Annotated in this window: 14 protein-coding genes and 2 tRNA genes; 8 read left to right on the top strand and 8 right to left on the bottom strand. The window is 58.2% G+C overall.

Annotated features, from left to right (window positions below):
* Window positions 1-111 precede the first annotated feature (111 nt).
* The 6 genes from BM036_RS20415 (at window position 112) to pgsA (ending at window position 8743) form a co-directional block, all read left to right on the top strand.
* Window positions 112-1725 (top strand): methyl-accepting chemotaxis protein, encoded by a 1614-nt coding sequence (locus tag BM036_RS20415; protein ID WP_091848215.1) that lies wholly within the window; start codon window positions 112-114, stop codon window positions 1723-1725.
* A 64-nt stretch (window positions 1726-1789) separates the two neighbouring features.
* Window positions 1790-2044 carry a hypothetical protein gene (locus BM036_RS00155; RefSeq protein WP_091848214.1) on the top strand — a complete coding sequence of 85 codons (255 nt, stop codon included), beginning with the start codon at window positions 1790-1792 and terminating at the stop codon, window positions 2042-2044.
* A gap of 135 nt (window positions 2045-2179) precedes the next feature.
* On the top strand, window positions 2180-5509 hold the full coding sequence (locus BM036_RS00150; RefSeq protein ID WP_091848213.1) for a carboxyl transferase domain-containing protein: 3330 nt from the start codon (window positions 2180-2182) through the stop codon (window positions 5507-5509).
* Window positions 5510-5666: 157 nt separating this feature from the next.
* On the top strand, window positions 5667-6323 hold the full coding sequence (uvrY, locus tag BM036_RS00145) for a UvrY/SirA/GacA family response regulator transcription factor (RefSeq protein ID WP_091848212.1): 657 nt from the start codon (window positions 5667-5669) through the stop codon (window positions 6321-6323).
* Window positions 6307-8175: an excinuclease ABC subunit UvrC gene (gene uvrC, locus BM036_RS00140; RefSeq protein WP_091848211.1), complete on the top strand. Its 1869-nt coding sequence runs from the start codon at window positions 6307-6309 to the stop codon at window positions 8173-8175. Before uvrY ends, uvrC begins: the two co-directional genes overlap by 17 nt.
* Window positions 8176-8182: 7 nt before the next feature.
* On the top strand, window positions 8183-8743 hold the full coding sequence (gene pgsA / locus BM036_RS00135; protein ID WP_091848210.1) for a CDP-diacylglycerol--glycerol-3-phosphate 3-phosphatidyltransferase: 561 nt from the start codon (window positions 8183-8185) through the stop codon (window positions 8741-8743).
* On the opposite strand, the gene BM036_RS00130 is transcribed toward pgsA, so the two are convergent.
* The 4 genes from BM036_RS00130 to BM036_RS00115 are packed head-to-tail and all read right to left on the bottom strand — an operon-like array spanning window position 8737 to window position 12242.
* Window positions 8737-9393, bottom strand: a complete 657-nt coding sequence (locus tag BM036_RS00130) for an ABC-type transport auxiliary lipoprotein family protein (RefSeq protein WP_091848209.1) — start codon at window positions 9391-9393, stop codon at window positions 8737-8739. The two genes, pgsA and BM036_RS00130, sit on opposite strands and share 7 nt — an antisense overlap.
* A complete protein-coding gene (locus BM036_RS00125; protein ID WP_091848208.1) occupies window positions 9390-10328 on the bottom strand; it encodes an MlaD family protein in 939 nt (312 codons plus the stop codon). Before BM036_RS00125 ends, BM036_RS00130 begins: the two co-directional genes overlap by 4 nt.
* 1 nt (window position 10329) lies before the next feature.
* Window positions 10330-11121: an ABC transporter ATP-binding protein gene (locus BM036_RS00120; RefSeq protein ID WP_091848207.1), complete on the bottom strand. Its 792-nt coding sequence runs from the start codon at window positions 11119-11121 to the stop codon at window positions 10330-10332.
* Window positions 11115-12242: an MlaE family ABC transporter permease gene (locus BM036_RS00115; RefSeq protein ID WP_091848206.1), complete on the bottom strand. Its 1128-nt coding sequence runs from the start codon at window positions 12240-12242 to the stop codon at window positions 11115-11117. Before BM036_RS00115 ends, BM036_RS00120 begins: the two co-directional genes overlap by 7 nt.
* Before the next feature lie 238 nt (window positions 12243-12480).
* Between BM036_RS00115 and BM036_RS00110 the strand changes: the two genes are divergently transcribed.
* Together BM036_RS00110 and BM036_RS00105 are read left to right on the top strand one after the other, a co-directional pair.
* A tRNA-Gly gene (locus BM036_RS00110) sits at window positions 12481-12556 on the top strand.
* 89 nt (window positions 12557-12645) lie between these two features.
* Window positions 12646-12719, top strand: a tRNA-Cys gene (locus tag BM036_RS00105).
* A 153-nt stretch (window positions 12720-12872) separates the two neighbouring features.
* On the opposite strand, the gene BM036_RS00100 is transcribed toward BM036_RS00105, so the two are convergent.
* Genes BM036_RS00100 through BM036_RS00085 form a run of 4 tightly spaced genes read right to left on the bottom strand, consistent with a single transcriptional unit; the run spans window position 12873 to window position 18201 of the window.
* Complete coding sequence (locus tag BM036_RS00100) at window positions 12873-13754, bottom strand: DUF7281 domain-containing protein (protein ID WP_143066546.1); 882 nt, start codon at window positions 13752-13754, stop codon at window positions 12873-12875.
* Window positions 13755-13764: 10 nt separating this feature from the next.
* Window positions 13765-16536 carry a hypothetical protein gene (locus BM036_RS00095; RefSeq protein WP_091848204.1) on the bottom strand — a complete coding sequence of 924 codons (2772 nt, stop codon included), beginning with the start codon at window positions 16534-16536 and terminating at the stop codon, window positions 13765-13767.
* Window positions 16533-17126, bottom strand: coding sequence for a condensin complex protein MksE (locus BM036_RS00090; protein ID WP_091848202.1), 594 nt, complete (start codon window positions 17124-17126; stop codon window positions 16533-16535). Before BM036_RS00090 ends, BM036_RS00095 begins: the two co-directional genes overlap by 4 nt.
* Window positions 17119-18201: a hypothetical protein gene (locus BM036_RS00085; RefSeq protein ID WP_245742378.1), complete on the bottom strand. Its 1083-nt coding sequence runs from the start codon at window positions 18199-18201 to the stop codon at window positions 17119-17121. The genes BM036_RS00090 and BM036_RS00085 overlap by 8 nt, the downstream gene beginning before the upstream one ends.
* Between the last annotated feature and the right edge of the window lie 53 nt (window positions 18202-18254).

The raw sequence follows: 18254 nt of genomic DNA, 5'->3' as shown, positions 1-18254 counted from the left end.
TACTGGTTTTTACAATTTTTCACCGTAAACCGCACTGTTGCGTTATTTCTGAAACCGGACTGTCATATAGGCGACTTAGGGTGCGTGCATTGCATCTGATCCGGAGTTGCCATGTTCGCCACTGTTCGCGCCCGTATATTCACCTTCGCCTTTCTCGCCCTGGCCGCATTGGCGGCGCTGGGCGCCGTCAGCTGGTCGATCATTGCCCAGTCGTCGCGCGCGACTGACTCCCTGATCAACGACGACCTGGAACAGAGCTGGCAGTTGTCGGCACTGGATGAGTCGCTGCGCCAGCTTCAGGATCTTTCCTACAAGACCAAGGCCCAGTTGCTGCTGTGGGATGAGATTGAGCCGGCCTTCAGCCAGCTTGAGGTGACGCTGCCCGGGCACTGGCAGACACTAACCGCGAACCCGGGGCTTTCCGATTGGGCACAAGGGCATCAGGACGACTTCGGCAGGGTTCAGGAACTTCTTGGGGCCATGTCGGAAGGAATCGGGGCTCGCTCATACTACCAGGTGGGCCAAGTGGTCGATTTCCGCTTGATGCCGGCCGTGGAACCACTTTTGCTGGCCATCCGCGGGGAGCAGCTCAAGCGTCGTGAAACTATCCAGGCCAGTGCTACCCGGTTGCTTGCCTTTATGGATCGGCAGGGAGGGTACCTCCTGGCCGGATCACTGGTATTTCTTTTGTTAGTAATGGGAATGACCCTTTGGCTCCGTCACTCAGTGATTCTGCGCCTGCGCCGCACCGAGCTGACCCTGCGTGAAATGGAGGCCAATTCGGACCTGCGACAGCCCCCCGAGATATCAGGGCGGGACGAAGTTGCCGGTGTGGCAGCCGCCATCAATAGTCTGGTAACCCGGTTCGGCCGGTTCATCCATGACATACGCCATGCCGCAGCCTCCCTGGATGATCGTGCTCGTACCCTGGAAGAGCAGGCGGAAACCGTGCAGCAGGCCTCAGCCAGGACGCGCAGCCAGATAGACGAGGTGTCAGGCTCCATGGAGGAGATTGGCGCCCAGGCAAATCGTGTAGAAGAGTCGGCGAGGGACTCCCGGGCAACCATTGCCACCGCACTTGAGGGAAACCAGGGTGTGCAGGATGGGTTGCAGCGTTCGGAGCGGGCGGCCGAACATACGGTGGCGGTCATTGGTGAGGTATCGGCCGCCATACAGGTGCTGGCGAATTCTGCAGGCAAGGTAGAGCAGGTGGTCAGTGTGATCGCCGATATTGCCGAGCAGACCAACCTGCTGGCTTTGAACGCGGCCATCGAGGCTGCCAGGGCGGGGGAGCATGGCCGTGGTTTTGCGGTCGTTGCGGATGAAGTTCGCACTCTGTCCCGGCGTACTTCGGACTCAACCGGGGAAATCCGCCAGTGGGTGAATGACCTGGTGGAAAACGTTCAAAGCATTGAGGATCGACTGCTGGAAATGCGTTCGGCAGGAGATGAAAACCGGAATGAACTTATACAGTTACGGGACCATCTTGAAAGCCTTGATAAGCATTTTGACCGCCTGGCCACCCTCAGCGAGACTATCGACAGTGCTGTCTTTGCCCAGCGTGAGAATATCGAACGGGTTGGCAGACGAAGCCGCACCCTCTCCGACAGCGCTGACCTGCTGGTGCGATCGGTGGAGCAGACCCGAAACGTTAGTGATGCGCTGCGACTGGAGTCTGGGGTCATTCGTGAGATCGGGGCCCGCTTCGAGGTTCAGGAGGCCTGACCTGCGACTGCAACGCCTGGTTCCGTTATCATGGCCGCCGACCTTTGCTGATGGAGCTGAATCCGTGGAAGAGACCGAGAAGACCCCGCAACAGGACCCTCGCGAGGAACCCTTTGTCGTTGATACGGCACTGCTGACAGAGGATCAGCTGGAAGGCCTGGTCCAGGAGTATTGCACCCGGTACCACGGCCTGAACGATCAGGAGAGCCCCTTGCAGGAGCATAGCCGGGTACTGTCCGCAGTTCGTCGCGGTGACCTGGTCGTCTGGTTTGATCCGGTGGAAAACGCCGCCGGTCTGGGGCATCCGCCAGGCCAATAAATTCCATGCATGGAAGGTTATAACCATTAGCCGGTTCAGTTGATGGGGTTTCCCCTTTATCATGACTCTCCCGAAAACCCGGTTGCCTTCCTTTACACGAAGTGTGCCGGCGGCTGATCAACAATAAATGGAAACATGCTCATGGCCAGTTTTCGCAGTGTCCTGATTGCCAACCGTGGTGAGATCGCCATCCGTATCGCCCGTAGCCTTTCCGAGGCCGGAATACGCTCTGTCGGCGTGTATGCGCCTGATGATGCTCAGTCCCTCCATGTCCGTCGGGTGGACCATGCAGTGGTGCTGAGCGGGCAGGGCGTAGAGGCCTATCTGGATGCTGTCCAGTTGGTAAAGCTGGCCCGCGCCGAAGGCTGTGATGCCATCCACCCGGGGTACGGTTTTCTTAGCGAAAACCCCGACTTTGCACGTCGTTGCGAGGAAGCCGGCCTGGTCTTTATCGGTCCATCCGCCGGTTGCCTTTCGCTGCTCGGCGACAAGGCCCGGGCGCGAGACCTGGCCCGGGAGTGCCGGGTGCCCCTGGCGACGGGTACTGATGGCGACCTTACCCTGGACAAGGCGAGCGTGTTCCTCGGGCAGCTTAAAGCTGACCATGGCGATTCCGCCGGTATGATGCTCAAGGCTGTGGCCGGCGGTGGCGGTCGCGGAATGCGCCCCGTGTTCAACGCCGGGGAACTGGAATCCGCCTGGCAGGCCTGTCAGCGCGAGGCGCAGCGAGCCTTCGGTAATGACTCACTGTATGCCGAGCGATTGCTGGCTAGCGCCCGCCATATTGAAGTCCAGGTTCTGGGTGACCAAACCGGTGCGGTAACCCACCTGTGGGACCGTGATTGCAGTCTGCAGCGTCGGCGCCAGAAGCTGGTTGAGCTGGCTCCGGCCCCTCACCTTACCCCGGGGCAGCGCCAGGGGATGATTGATGCGGCCCTCGCCATGTCTCGCGCGGCTGGGTTGCAGGGACTGGCGACCATCGAATTCCTGCTGGATATTGGTTCCGGTGATTTTGTGTTTATGGAAGCCAATCCGCGCCTGCAGGTTGAGCATACGGTTACTGAGATGATCAGTGGCCAGGACCTGGTTGCCTTGCAGTTGGCACTTGCTTCCGGCAAGACCCTGGCCGAGCTTGGACTGGCCGGTACTCCCGCCGAACCGGGCGCAGCCAGCGCGGTTCAGGTAAGAATCAATATGGAGACCCAGGGCCCGGACGGCCAGGCCATGCCGGCATCGGGTACCCTTTCGGTCTACGAGCCGCCGGGCGGACCGGGAATTCGCGTCGATGGCGCCGGCTATGCTGGCTACCAGAACACCGGTGGCTATGACTCGCTGCTTGCAAAGCTGGTGGTGTCCGGCCAGGGCCCACTCAATGAACTGATGCGCAAGGCCTACCGGTCGCTGTGCGAATTCCGTGTTGAAGGCATCGATACCAACCTGGAGTTTCTCCGCAACCTTGCCCGCCTGCCTGAAATGGCCGACTGGTCAGTGACCACCGCCCTGGTGGAAGAACGGATGGCTCAGCTGAGCGATGCCCGGGAGGATGCTCATCCACGTTACTTTTTCGAGCAGGCGCAGCAACCGGCGACGAACAGCATTCAAAAAACCGGGAGTCAGGCCCCGGAGTTGCCTGAAGGCCAGGCCGCCGTTAACACTCCGGTGCAGGGCACGGTGGTTCGCATTGCCGTGTCTTCCGGTGAGACCGTTACCCCCGGGCAGGTGCTGGCCATCATCGAATCCATGAAAATGGAGTTCGAGGTGAAAGCCACCTCAGCGGGTCAGGTCAGGGAAGTCCTGGCAGGGGAGGGTACAACCCTGCGGGAGGGCGAGGCACTGTTCCACCTCGCGATGGATGGCACGGTCGCCGAAGACATACTGACTGAGGAGAGCTGGGACCTGGAAAAGATTCGCGAGGACCTGGCGGATGTCCTGGAGCGCCATGACCGGTTGCAGGATCACCGGCGGCCGGCGGCTGTCGCCAGGCGACGCAAGACCGGTCAGCGTACGGCCCGGGAGAATATCCTTGACCTGATGGATGAGGGCAGTTTCACGGAATACGGGGCGCTTGCCCTGGCAGCCCGCCGTCGGCGGGTTCCCATGGACGAATTGATGGAATCGAGCCCGGCGGATGGCCTGATCGCCGGAATCGGCACGGTCAACCGGGACCAGGTAGGGCCCGAAGCCGCTCGCTGCATGGTGATGTCCTACGATTATACGGTTTTCGCCGGCACCCAGGGCATGATGAACCACAAGAAAACCGATCGTATGCTGCAACTGGCTGATCGCTGGCAGTTGCCCCTGGTGCTGTTTGCCGAGGGTGGTGGTGGCCGACCCGGGGACACCGACCACGTTGGGGTGGCAGGGCTGGATTGTCACACCTTCACGGCCATGGCAAACCTGTCTGGCCGGGTCCCGCTTGTTGGTATCGTTTCCGGGCGGTGTTTTGCCGGGAATGCCGCGTTGCTTGGCTGTTGCGATGTCATCATTGCCACCCGGGATGCCACGGTCGGCATGGCGGGCCCGGCCATGATCGAGGGTGGCGGCCTGGGCCGCTTCACTCCCGAAGAGGTGGGCCCGGTGTCGGTGCAGGGGCCGAACGGGGTGGTCGACATCATTGTAGAGGATGAGGCTGAGGCAGTGGCTGTGGCGAAACAGTACCTGTCTTACCTGCAAGGAGGTACGCCGGACTGGAGTGCGGAAGACCAGCGCCTGCTCCGTCACCTGATTCCGGAAAACCGGTTGCGGGTCTATGATATCCGCCGGGTTATCCGGGCGCTGGCGGACCAAGCTTCGGTAACCGAGCTCCGCCAGGAGTTTGCACCGGGCCTGGTCACTGCACTGGTACGCATCGAGGGACACCCGTTTGGACTGATGGCCAACAACCCGGCGGTACTCGGTGGCGCAATCGACGCTGCTTCCGGTGACAAGGCTGCACGCTTCATGCAGTTATGTGACATCGCCGGGCTGCCCATTCTGTCATTGTGCGATACCCCAGGCTTTATGGTGGGGCCGGACGCCGAGCGGGAAGCCACCGTGCGTCACGTGTCCAGAATGTTTGTCACCGCCGCCAAGCTTCGGGTACCGTTCTTTACAGTGGTGTTGCGCAAGGGTTACGGGCTGGGGGCCCAGGCTATGGCGGCTGGCAGCTTCCATTCGCCCATGTTTACCATTGGCTGGCCGAGCAGCGAGTTCGGCGCCATGGGGCTGGAAGGCGCAGTAAGGCTCGGGTACCGCAAGGAACTCGAGGCGATTGCAGACCCCGACGAACGGCAGGCAGCCTTTGAGAAAATGGTGGCCAAGGCCTATGAGCACGGCAAGGGCATGAACATGGCCAGCTTCCTGGAAATCGACGCGGTCATAGACCCAGCAGAAACCCGGCGCTGGGTTATCCGTGGCCTTGAGTCTTCACCGCCGGACAGTCGGCAGGGGTATAACCGGAGTGACCGCTTCATTGATGCCTGGTGATCCTCGGGAAATGGAGCGGTTGGTGACCCGCGAAGATATTGATGTGCAGGCTATTCGTTGATTCTGGTAGGCGGTACAATCGCCGAAACACTATTGTTGTATATCCAGGCATTGTTCCGGTGTTCCGCTACGCGGGACAGGTAGCGAGAGGTGAACATTGATCAGCGTACTCGTTGTAGACGACCATGACCTGGTGCGTTCGGGAATTACCCGGATGCTGGCCGATAACCCGGACATTGATGTGGTTGGCGAGGCCTCGTCGGGGGAAGCCGCCATCGAGGCCGTCCGCCAGCGCCGGCCAGACATTGTGCTGATGGACATCCGCATGCCCGGTATTGGTGGCCTTGAAGCGACCCGCAAGATTCTTCGCCTGGATGACTCCATTCGGGTCATTGTTGTTACTGCCTGCGCCGACGACCCGTACCCCACCCGTGTGATGCAGGCCGGGGCCACGGCTTATATCACCAAGGGTGCTGACCTGGACGAAATGGTCCGGGCTATCCGCAAGGCGCACTCTGGCCAACGCTACATCAGCCCGGAAATTGCCCAGAAGATGGCGCTCAAGCAACTGGGTGGCGACTCCGAAGACCAGGACGAATCCCTGTTTGACCGCCTTTCGGAACGTGAGTTGCAGATCGCCATGATGGTGGTCGATTGCCAGAAGGTGCAGGATATTTCCGACAAGCTTTGCCTGAGCCCGAAAACGGTCAACAGTTACCGTTACCGCATTTTCGAGAAGCTGGAAATCTCCAGCGATGTGGAGCTGGCGCTTATGGCGGTTCGATTCGGGTTGCTTGATGCCGACAAGGTCTGACACCCCGCCCCGGGAGAGCAACGACCAGGGATTTGACAGCAAGGCATTCCTCAAACGGCTGACGGAACGGCCTGGCGTTTACCGCATGTACGATGATGGCGGTAACATTCTCTACGTGGGCAAGGCCCGCAACCTTAAAAAACGGGTAGGCAGCTATTTCCGCAAGTCCGGCCTGGCGCCCAAGACGGCCGCCCTGGTTACCCGTATCCACCACATCGAAGTGACGGTGACCGGCAGCGAGACAGAAGCGCTGCTGCTGGAACAAAACCTGATCAAGTCCGAACGGCCGCCATATAATATCCTGCTGAGGGATGACAAATCCTACCCCTATATCTACCTCTCCGGGCATGACGACTATCCGTCACTGACCTTCCGCCGGGGTCGAACCCGGAAGGGGCAGGGCACCTGGTTCGGGCCTTATCCCAGCTCGGGAGCGGTCAAGGAAAGCCTTAACATCCTGCAGAAGATATTCCGCATAAGAGATTGTTCTGAAAGTTATTTCAGAAATCGAACCCGTCCATGCCTTCAGTACCAGATCAATCGTTGTACCGCACCGTGTGTCGGGTATATCACTCCGGAGGATTACCAGGCGGATGTGCGTCACGCCACCATGTTCCTGGAAGGTAAGAACCCCGCCATTATCCGTGACCTGATGGACAGCATGGAGCAGGCGGCGGCTAACCTGGAGTTTGAAAAGGCTGCAGCCTGTCGTGACCAGATCAACCACTTGCGCCATGTTCAGGAGCAGCAGGCTATCGACAGCGAGAGTGGCGATGCGGATGTGATTGCCATGGCCCAGGACGCCGGTATTGTCTGCGTGGTGGTGATCATAGTGCGGGGCGGTCGGGTGCTGGGAACCAAAGATTACTTCCCGCGTTTCTCGCTGGAACAGACCGACGCTGAACTGCTGGCGGCGTTCCTCGGCCAGTTCTATTTTGGTAGCGCCACCCGGCGAGAGATACCCCGGGACGTACTTGTAACCGCCATGCCGGACGAGCATGAACTCCTCTCCGAGGCCCTCAGTGACCAGGCTGGCCGTGAAACCCGCATCCGGCAGAACGTCCGTGGGGAGCGCCGCAAATGGCTCGAACTCGCCCAGACCAACGCCCGCCAGACCCTCATGACCCACCTTGCCAGCAAGGAAACCGTGTACCGGCGCTTACTGGCCCTGCGTGACTTGCTGGACCTGGCGGAAACCCCGTCCCGTATGGAATGTTTCGACATCAGTCATAGCCATGGGGAAAACACGGTCGCATCCTGCGTGGTTTTCGACGAGAATGGCCCGCTCAAGAGCGATTACCGACTCTATAATATTGAAGGGATTACCGGCGGCGATGATTACGCTGCCATGAAACAGGTGCTGACACGCCGTTACCGCCGGATGGTCAACGGCGAAGGCAAACGCCCTGACCTTGTGCTGATTGATGGCGGTAAGGGTCAGTTGAGAATGGCCAGGGAAGTGTTCGAGGAACTGGGCATACGGGATATTCCATTGATTGGTGTCGCCAAGGGCGTTACCCGGCGGGCGGGTATGGAGCAGTTGATTGACGCCCTGACCGGTCGGGTCTTCCGGGTGCCACCGGATTCGCCGGCCCTGCACCTGATCCAGCACATCCGGGATGAGAGCCACCGCTTTGCCATTACCGGGCATCGCGCACGACGGGACAAGAAACGTCGGCAGTCGACACTGGAAGGTATCGAGGGGGTAGGGCCCAAACGCCGTCGGGACCTGATCCGCTATTTCGGCAGCGTAAAGACGCTGCGTGATGCCGGAGTCGATGAAATTGCCAAGGTACAGGGCATCAGCAAGACCCTGGCTGAATCCATTTATGCCGCATTACACGATGAGTAAGGAATCCATGAACCTGCCAAACATCCTCACCCTGTCCCGTATCGTGATGATTCCGGTCTTCGTGGCAATCTTCTACCTGCCGGCGCAATGGAGCTATGTGGTCAGTGCAGCCATTTTCGCCATTGCCGGGGCCACTGACTGGCTGGACGGTTACCTGGCCCGCAAGCTTGATCAGTCCACCCCGTTTGGCGCATTCCTGGATCCGGTGGCGGACAAGCTGATGGTGGCCGTGGCGCTGACGGTACTCATCGAGGAGCACGCCAGCTTTATTCTCACGGTTCCGGCCATGGTTATCATCGGTCGTGAGATCGTCATTTCGGCCCTGAGGGAGTGGATGGCAGAGATCGGTAGCCGTGCCAGTGTTGCCGTTTCCTATATTGGCAAGATCAAGACCACCGCGCAGATGGTATCCATCATCATGCTGCTTGCGGTTCCGCCCGGGGGGACGATTGCGTGGTTTGGCACTGCACTGCTGTACCTTGCTGCCGTACTCACGCTCTGGTCCATGGTGTTGTATCTGCAGGCAGCCTGGCCGGACCTGTTTCCGGAAACGGAACAGCGTCAGTAATTCTCCAGGACCCCGGCCACCCAGTCTGCTACTTCGGCGGAAAGCCGGTCCGCGGCGCGGCCGAAAGCGGTTACAGCGTCTTCTATCGAGCCCCCCGTTACATCGCTTTGCAGGGGTATGTTGATACGGAAGTCCCGGGTTGCAAGGACGGCGCGGCTGCCGTTCTCCACCAGCTGGGCCTGGAGGAAGAGGCGAACCCGGCGCGGGTCTCCTGCGCGGTCTTCCTGGAACTCCAGCATCGAGGAATTCAGGGTAATTTGACTGGCGGCACCGCTGTCGTCGGAAACCACCGTGCCTATTCGAGGATCCTCCCGAAGTGCCCGTAGCAGGTGGTCGCGGAGCAGTTCAGGAGCTTCCGTTACCCAGCGCACACTGCCATAGGCCGCCAGTTCGTTGGGGCGAGTCTCAAGTACGATGCGTTTACTCCCAATCAACCCACTTGCTCGCGGCCGGTCAATTCTGAGCACCGGGACACCACCTTGTGCCAGGGGGGATGATGAATCCGCCTGGAAATGGTAGGGCAGGCTGAATTGCCGCTGAGGTTGTTTCTCGGGAAACAGTGAAACGCTGCAGGCGGTCAGGGCCAAAACCAGGGCAGCGGTGCCGGCGGCTTTTAAGATACCGGGACGAAAAAGACGACAGGGCTTCATGGTGATACCTCCTGAATCGGGTCCTGACCCAGCAGCGCCTTGCCCGGATCCTCTTCCAGGCGCTGGGTAAGCCGTCGCAGGTTGCGCAGGGTAGTTTCCAGCTCCTGCATGACTGGCGCCAGTTCCCCCAGGCTTTGCAGTCCCTGGCCGACCGAGCCTTCGTTATCGGCCACCAGGGTATCGATACGGATGGTCGCCTGTTCCAGGGATTCGGCTGCCGAGCGGGCTGAGGCGAGCATCGGCTGGCCTTCCTGCTCAAGCAGCTCGTCCAGGTAGTTTCCCAGCCGCTCGTATCGCTCAAAGGTCTGTTCGGCCCGCGCTGCCGCTTCGTAAACCGCCACCAGGGCACGGTTGAGGTTTTCCCTCTCACCCACCAGCGAATCCGAGGCGGTACGCAGGTTTTCGAGCGCTGCGGTGAGGTTGTCGGCGTTTTCCTCAGACAGGAACTGGTTGGCATTGGTGAGGAAATCATCGGCCCGCTGGAAAAGGCTCTCGCTATTGCTCATCAATGCGCTGAGCTGGGAGGGTTCTGCCTGTATATAGGGCGGGTTGCGCCGGTCGCCTTTGAGTATCTTACTGTCCGCTGTGCCTCCGGACAGCTGGATGGTCATGGCGCCGGTAATATTGGCCAGGCTCAGGGAAGCCTTGGTATTCTCTCTGACCGGTACATCCTCGTACACGCGCACCAGCGCCAATACATGGCTGGGATTCTCCGGGTCCAGCCGAAGTTCCGCCACGTTCCCCACCTCGATCCCGCTGTATTGCACCGGGCTGCCTTCGGACAGTCCGCTGACACCCTGGCGGAAGCCGATTTCGTACCAGGTGTATTCCCGGTTGCCTTGCGAGTCACCCAGCCAGAGTGCAAACAACAGGATGGCGGCAATGGTGACAACGGTAAACAGGCCGATCAGTACATGGTGGGCCCTGGGTTCCACGTTAGTGGTCCTCCCTGCTCAGGCGTTTGTGGGCGTCTGCGGCGGCACGGCCACGGGGACCGTGGAAGTAGTCCTGTATCCATGGGTCCGGGTTGTCTTCAACCTGGCCAAGCGAGTCGGCAACAAGTACCTTGCCCCTGGCCAGCACTGCCACCCGGCCACAGGTAGTGTAGAGGGTGTCCAGGTCGTGGGTAACCAGGAAAACGCTAAAACCAAGGGCATCGCGAAGGGTCCGGAGCAAGCGGTCAAACCCGGCCGCACTGATCGGATCCAGGCCAGCGGTAGGCTCGTCGAGGAAAAGCACCTCCGGGTCCAGGGCCAGCGCCCGGGCCAGGGATGCGCGCTTTACCATGCCACCCGAGAGTTCTGAAGGATAGTTCTGTGCGGCCTGTGCTGGCAAACCGGTAAGGGCCAGTTTCATCCGCGCCAGGTGTTCGGCATCGTCACGGCTCAGACCGGAGTGTTCGACCAGGGGCAGGGCGACGTTCTCCTGCAGGGTCAACGAAGTGAACAGGGCCCCGGTCTGGAACAGGACACCGAAGCGTTGTTCGGTTTGTGAGCGCTCCCGGGGCGACAGCGTTGCCAGATCCTGGTCAAACACCCGGATGGTGCCGGCGGTGGCCTGTCGTAATCCGATAATACTGCGCAGTAACACCGACTTGCCGGTGCCGGACCCACCCACAACACCAAGGATCTCGCCCCGATAAAGGTCAAGGTCCAGGCCTTCGTGAACGGTATGGTCGCCAAACCGGTTAACCAGGCCCCGTACTTCAATCAACGGTTGCCTCACCATCCCATCTCCATAAAAAACAGTGCAGCAATGGCGTCCAGCAGGATTACCATGAATATCGACTGCACGACGCTTGAAGTGGTGTGTTCACCAACGGACTGGGCGCTGCCGCTGACCTTCAGGCCTTCAAGGCAGCCTATGACGGCGACCACAAAGGCGAAAATCGGCGCCTTCCCCAGCCCGACAAGAAAGTGGGTCAGGGCGATGTCCCGCTCGAGAATCGTCAGGAACTGGGTGACAGATATATCCAGGCTGTACAGGCACACCAGCATACCGCCGAAAATGCCGGAGAGCATGCCGGCAAAGGTGAGGAAGGGGAGGCTGATAACCATTGCCAGTACCCTGGGGAGCACGAGCATTTCCATCGGGTCCAGCCCGCCTGCCCTCAGTGCGTCTATCTCCTGGTTAGCCTTCATCGAGCCCAGTTGGGCAGTGTAGGCACTGGCTGTCCTGCCGGCGAGCAGTATGGCTGCCAGCACCACGCCGAATTCCCGCAAAAACGCGTAGGAGACCAGGTGAACCGTATAGATGGTGGCACCAAAGTCATCGAGCACTGTGGCCCCGAGCCACGCAACGACAGCGCCGACCAGAAAGGTCAGCAGTGCCACGATGGGGAGTGCGTTAAGCCCCGTTGACTGGATATGGGATACCAGTGAAGTGATCCGCCAGCGACCAGGCCGGGGCAGTACAAACATTAAGGCGGTCAGGGTCTGACCGATGAACCCGGCCAACAGCTTTTGGCCCTGGTAGAACCCCGCTACTCCGCGACCAACCAACGCCAGTGCGTGACGTAGTCCGGTGGGCGGTTTTATCTCTTCCGCCTCAAGTTCTGCGGTAGCCCTGGCCACCGCCACCATAAGTTCCCGGCGTTCCGGAGCCAGTGACGCATCTGCCTCGGCCAGGGCAATGAGGCGTTCGCTACCCACCAGTTCCGCAATCAGCGTTGCGCCAGCGCTGTCCAGGCGCCCGAGTCCTGACCAGTCCACAGACGGCTTACCGCCTCCCTGATGACCGGCGAGGGCTTTATGCACCTGTTGACGGAGTTCGCTGAAATGACCAAGAACCCAGTCCTCGGTGAGGACCAGGCTATCCCTCTCAATGATCAGGTTGCCGGCTGTCGGCATCCGTCACTCCCTAACTGAAAAAAAGACTTGTGCCTCAATGATAGCGGATAGCAAGCCAGAGGTAATGTCGTGATCGTTGCGAGCGGGCAATGAGGGTGGCAAACCGGTTGGCCTGAGGTTTGTCTGAATTTTCACCACAAAACCTGACAAAACAGAAACTTGTTAAAAAGGTGTTGACGGCGGAACCGGAATCCGTAGAATACCCAGCCGTTGACGAGGCAATGCCTCCAGACGAAGAGCGGGAATAGCTCAGTTGGTAGAGCACAACCTTGCCAAGGTTGGGGTCGCGAGTTCGAATCTCGTTTCCCGCTCCAATTTCTCTCCGGTTCCGCCGGTTGGAAAGCACGATCCAAGTCTCTCAACGCCCACCTGAGAGCAGAAAGCCCCTTCGAATGGCTTTTCCGGCGCGGTGGCAGAGTGGTTATGCAGCGGACTGCAACTCCGTGTACGCCGGTTCGATTCCGACCCGCGCCTCCATTTTTACCCTTTAAAATCAACAAATTAACTAACCCTCATTTAGTTGATTTTCTCACCCAAAAAATATCCAAATTAAACCAAAAATATTATCCGCTTCAATCCGTGGCAGAAGAGCGGACGATTGAATGTGCAGGGCATCTTGAGCAAGCGTGATTAGCTGTCTGTTGCGACCAAAAACACAGCCTCTTGCTCTAACGCCTTACCGCTCAGCTTAAGGGCCGCAATAAGCTCCAGCACCTCATCGGGTTCCTGATCCAAATTTAAACTTGCCTCGGCATTGGCGACATATTTGAGATTATTTCGCCATACCTCTGAATTGCCATAGCGCTCCAATTTGGTTGTCCAGTCAGGCATTAGCCAAAGTTCGACATCGTCACCCAGCGCTTTGCGTAGGCGGGCGTAGTTCTCAAGTCCGACGCCATCGTAGTCTGGAAACATGAGAATCCGTGGACTGCGTTTTTTCTCGCATAGCCACTCTATCAGCCGTTCACTGACTTGGCCCTGATAATAGAGTACGGATCCGTGCAAGCCCTCAGGTACCCAGCTGGTGTCATCCAGCAACCCCTGGTTTTCCACCAGCCATAAGGGACTGTCGGTGGCCAGAGGCGTTTCATTCCGACTGATATCGATGGCGAGGGCTCCGGCGATGGATGTCAGCTGCCATAGGTCGAGCAACTCTCCATCACGATTCCAGCTTACGCCCGGCATTGTTGCCTTCAGCAGGCGGTAAGAAGCGGCGTGTAAACTCTTTCGACCTTTGGTGGACCGAGTAAACGCGAGGTTTTGTGCCCGGACTGGATGAGCTCGGTTGGCTGAATCTGCATCGGGCCGCAACTCCCGAAGGTGTTGCTCAAACACCGGTGAGTTGCTGATGCGATAAACGAAGCCATTGCCCTGGCGCAGCTTGGCGACACATGCCGTTCTGCGGAGGAACTCATCAAGCACCCGCTTCTGTGTGGGCGTGAACCGTGATCCATGACATTCTCCGCCGGAATCCTCAAGCTTAACCAATGCTTCTCTGAGCGATCTTTTCATTACGGGGAGCTCATACCTCGACAGCCTCAAGCGGCTGCAGAATCTGCCAGTGCTTGCGGCTGATGTGGTTTTTTCCGTTGCTCAACTGTTGGATAGGGACGCAGTAATGAGCGGTAATCAACGGTGAAGGGGAAGCGAACATAAGAGCGAATCCGAATTCGGAAGCGGTTTTGATCAAACTTCTCTGGTTTGCAGCATCCAGCGCCAGGGCTTCGTCCAGGTAGCAAAGGGCTTGAACATTACGGCTCTTATCCTGCATCAGGTGGAGCATGGCCAGGCCGGTCACCAACTTGGCCATGAGCACGGTTCCGTTGGAAGCTGCGCTGTCGATGTCGTCAAAGCTTTCTACGTCTTGGTTTTCTTTGCCCAGCTCGAAAGTGAGGCGAAACAAATCGGCAACCTTCAGCCCTTGTCGAGCGCTACCTTCGTCGATCAGTAACTGGCGGGCTTGGTCCAGCTGTCGGTCGTCCAGTACGCTGGATTGGTTGAAGAGCTCGAAGGATTCGCCAGACTCCACTTTTTCTGCCGTTTGGATCAACAAGTCGATCGCTTCGACAAGGTGATTCTCGTGAACCGGCTGAATGCGGAAGACCTTGAGATCCGACAGTTTCCTGCGGCTGATCAGACGGTTGAATTCATGCATGGCGTTTTCGAATGACTGCAGGTTGTCCCGAAGATCCCTGAGGCTGGCCGTCACAGTGACCACGGCACTGCGGGCTTTCTTTTCCAGGGCTTCTGCCTCTCGGGCCAGATGATGGCGGAACTCTACCATCAACCGGATTTCCTCTTCCGGGTTGGGGGCATACTGGAATTTCGTCAGGCCACCGCTATGCAGCGTGATGCGTCGGTGCTGCAGATCCCGGTCCAGTTCTTTTAACTGATAGCAGTCCTGCTGATAGTTACGCAGCGTTTGCGCCAGTTGGTCGAGCGGTAGCTCCGGGTCGCCAACCCAGGGGGTATAGGGCAGGTCAGCAAGCCAGTTGAACTGCTCGTCGGTGTCGCCACGGTTCTGGCGGATACGATCTATCTCCTGGTGAGCGGTATCCAGTGCTTGCCGCTGCTTGGCGACTTCCTGGATCTGCTCCCTGAGCGTTTGTTGCTGGGCACCCGCCTGTTTCTGAGCGTGCTCTATCTCTGCCAGCTCTTGATTGGTTGCCTCCATTGCTTTCAGGCGATCCGGGCGCGATTTCTGAAGTTGAGCCAGTTCGTCAAACTGTTCCAGGTCCTTTTCCAGGCGTTTTACTTCCTGCTCCAGTTCTACCTTGCGCTTCTTCTGAGTGTCCAATTCGTCGGTAGCGGCCTTTTGTTCCTGCAATTGCCGGTGCCGGTCTTGGCAATCCTCAATCAGTTGGGCAATCTCTTCGTCTGATCGTTGTTCATACTGCGGCGCTTGGTGTTCAACAGACAGATTCAGCCCGGGTAGTTGAAACCGATCTTCGCGCATTTCCTGCAGCCATTGGCGCAGCTGGCCCGAATCCAGTTGATAGTCCCCAGGCGGCAAGGTAAGCAGTTGGCGGTTGAGCCCTCGGTTGAGAATACTGATCTGCTCTTCGGAGAGGTGCTGTTTAAGTGTGAGATAAAGATTGTCCGAGAGTGTTTCCTGTTCCTTGCGCAGTGCTGATAGCTCCTGCTCCTCCCGCCGCAATTGATGATCAGTGGCGGTCGCAGACTGCCCATGGGCATTGGCGAGTAAAGCAATCTGACGGTCGCGTTCTGCGGTGGCACTAGCAAGTTGCTGCTCAAGCTGGCTGCGGTCATTGACCAGCGCGAACCGGTTCTCCAGTTCGTCACGGCGCTGCTCGTCCTTGTTCAGTGCCTCCAACTGCTGATTGAGCTCACTCTGGCGGCGGGTCTGCTCCCTGTCCCTCTGAAGCAATTCTGCTTCCTGCTTGTGCAATTTCCCATGCTGATGCTGGAGGCTTTCGCTTTCTTTCTGGTAATGGTTCTGCCAGCGTTGCAGGCCATCGTCGATGAGCGGTCGGCGGGCAATGATTCGGCCTCTGGTGGCGAGTCGTTCGTCCTGCTGGCGTTCCAGATCGTCAATCTGAGTTTGCTGGTTTTTGGCGGCCCGGTATTGTTCCCGATCCTGGTTCACCTCGGCAAAAGCCTTATCCCATTCCTGTTTGAAATCCACCACGGAGTCCGGCAACAAACGGCTGAAGATCTGCAGCAGGTGGCGTTTTACTTCGCCGGAACTGAGTTTGTCGAGACGTAGGGTGCGGGTAAGAACCTGACGGTAGGCGTTTGCATCCTTGCGGTTCTCTAGCCGGAAAATGGTAAATTCGGAGCTGGACTGTCCCCGCTTTCGGGCACCGCCGTAGACCATTTCGGCAAACTCAGTCGATGAGTAGAAATTGGCCGTTCGCCCATGATGAGCCAGCTGCTCCAACAGCTGTGGCTGCGTCACCAGCTTGCCATTGGCCAGCCTGTACTCCTCAATTTTCAGAGGGCCCCGATAGGCAAAATAGGCGTAGTCATGACTAAAGCCCTTGCCCACACACCCCAGCACCACAGAGCCAGCTTCAGGTAAAGTGACTTCTAGCAGGATATAGCTGCTATTGGATGGGAAGTAGAAACGTCTCGCTTTGTCTTTGTCGTGGGCACCAAAATCCAGGTGCCGCTTGTCGATAATCAGCAGATATTGCAGGGCATTAATCAGGCTGGTCTTGCCAGTATTGTTGGGGGCAATGAGAGAAACTGACTCATCCAGAGGGAGCTCTGCGCGCTCATAGCCGGCGCTGTTGAGAAGTACCAGCTGCTGGAAGCCGTAATCGGAACTCATAGGGAATTATCCTCGTCATCCTGATCGCTAGCCCAGGAAACATCTTCATCCTGATCCACCTGGCTGGCCAGTTCTTCGTAATGATCCAGGTAACGACACACAGCAGGCAACAGCTGCCAGGCTCCGCTATCGTAACGGGCAAAGCCGAAGTTTTCTGCGGTTCTCATCAGGCTCGCCAGGCCGGACAGATCCAGCTCTTCTGCCTTCAGCAAGTCCTGGTGTTGCTCGAAAACCGTTGTCAGCAGGGTTTGATCGATTCGCCAATGCTCGAATTTCATCAGCGGAATGCCGGCATCCGCTTGAGTATCAAAGATGACCATGAACAACAGGGCCAGTTGCCGGGTGGCTTTGTTTGTATTGCTGCTGCCGTCGTCCTGATGGAACCAGGCGAAGCCCCGGCCATCAAGGCGAAGGTCAAAACCCAGTGCGGTAAAAATGGCCACATAATCGTCGAGGTTGCGTTCAAGCTCTTCCCACAATACTGGTTCTGAGATCCGGTTGAGATGCCGGCCCCGGTTGAACCACCGAAAAAGATGGGCCAGGTTTGGCAGGTTGCTAGCGATTTGTTGGAATTGGCTGGTATTACTCACGAGTTTTATTCACCGGTTGTGTCAGACGGTAGGGCCAGTAGTGCACTGAAATCAGGGAAAGGGCGGATATTGTAGGCTGCGCTTCCAGCTCCATCTCCCATAGGTCCTCTCGTGCCAGGTCATGATAGAGCCGCAGAAGAACCTGGTCAGGCAGGGAGGGGTAGTGGTGCTTCAGCCACTCCAAAAGGTTGCCGACCGGGAGGTCCTTTAACAACTGTTGCCGGAGCTGTTCTTCGTTAATCCACTCAGCAATGGTTATGGGTGCCGCATCGACTTCGCCCGGGAACTCCCGTTCAGAAGGCTCAAAGTTCCTCGCTTCCGCCATGATTGTTTTTATTTCGTCGCCTACAGACACACTGCGGCTTTGATTCACGCGCCACACCGGCAGCCAAGACTGATCCTGGCGTTTGCGAAAGGTGCGGTTGAGCCCTTTTTTGCGAACCTGTCCCAACAACCGGCTGATAGCTGAGGAAAGATTGTTGTGTTGGCGTGCCTCTTCTCGGAGGGGCAACAGAATTTCAGCACATTGCTGAGCCGTGATTCGCCCCAGTCGTCGCAGTTCCTTGGCCTGATAACCAACGTGCCGGAGACGGTTGAGGTGGCTGTAGAGTGCGCCTTTGGTATTCAGGCGATTGTATCCGAGGTCGAGGGCGTCTTCCGCTGCGGCGAGGTGATGGTAGAAAATGCCGGAAGGTCCGGAATCCATCATCTCGTTCATCGGTTCTACATATTGGTCGTACGCGTCGAGGACGGACTTGTAGCGTTTTGCAATGGGAGCCCGGGTGTCTGCTGATTTTGCTTGCTCGGCCAGCTCGGCAATCGCATGGCGGTCCTGCTCGAGCTGGCGGGCAATATCTCTGAACAGGGTAGATAGTTGGTTAATGGCTTGAGTCTGCTGACCGGTATCTCCGGCTTCGATACCCGCGGTGAGGGTCTCTGTCGCGCCACGAATTGCTTCGATGCGCGCCTGAATGACTGATGACAGTCCTAGTTCGTGTTCATGCGTCAGGCCACGGACAAACTCAAGTACATGGGCATTGACCACGAAGCTTTCAGAGCGGCTTTGAGTCTCCATTACGCCACTTCCCAAAAGCCTACGTAGGGCCTCCCTGACTTGAACGTCGTCCA

Origin of the sequence: Marinobacter segnicrescens (assembly GCF_900111555.1) — a bacterium.
GTDB lineage: Bacteria > Pseudomonadota > Gammaproteobacteria > Pseudomonadales > Oleiphilaceae > Marinobacter > Marinobacter segnicrescens.
The sequence above is the reverse complement of the archived record's forward strand: the minus strand, read 5'-3'. Positions and strand labels throughout refer to the sequence as shown.

Bases quoted from the DNA above. Each gene is read 5' to 3' on its own strand.
- BM036_RS20415 (WP_091848215.1), top strand. From the start codon at position 112: ATGTTCGCCACTGTTCGCGCCCGTATATTCACCTTCGCCTTTCTCGCC.
- BM036_RS00150 (WP_091848213.1), top strand. From the start codon at position 2,180: ATGCTCATGGCCAGTTTTCGCAGTGTCCTGATTGCCAACCGTGGTGAG.
- uvrC (WP_091848211.1), top strand. From the start codon at position 6,307: ATGCCGACAAGGTCTGACACCCCGCCCCGGGAGAGCAACGACCAGGGA.
- pgsA (WP_091848210.1), top strand. From the start codon at position 8,183: ATGAACCTGCCAAACATCCTCACCCTGTCCCGTATCGTGATGATTCCG.
- BM036_RS00130 (WP_091848209.1), bottom strand. From the start codon at position 9,393: ATGAAGCCCTGTCGTCTTTTTCGTCCCGGTATCTTAAAAGCCGCCGGC.
- BM036_RS00120 (WP_091848207.1), bottom strand. From the start codon at position 11,121: ATGGTGAGGCAACCGTTGATTGAAGTACGGGGCCTGGTTAACCGGTTT.
- BM036_RS00115 (WP_091848206.1), bottom strand. From the start codon at position 12,242: ATGCCGACAGCCGGCAACCTGATCATTGAGAGGGATAGCCTGGTCCTC.
- BM036_RS00100 (WP_143066546.1), bottom strand. From the start codon at position 13,754: ATGAAAAGATCGCTCAGAGAAGCATTGGTTAAGCTTGAGGATTCCGGC.
- BM036_RS00095 (WP_091848204.1), bottom strand. From the start codon at position 16,536: ATGAGTTCCGATTACGGCTTCCAGCAGCTGGTACTTCTCAACAGCGCC.
- BM036_RS00085 (WP_245742378.1), bottom strand. From the start codon at position 18,201: ATGGAGACTCAAAGCCGCTCTGAAAGCTTCGTGGTCAATGCCCATGTA.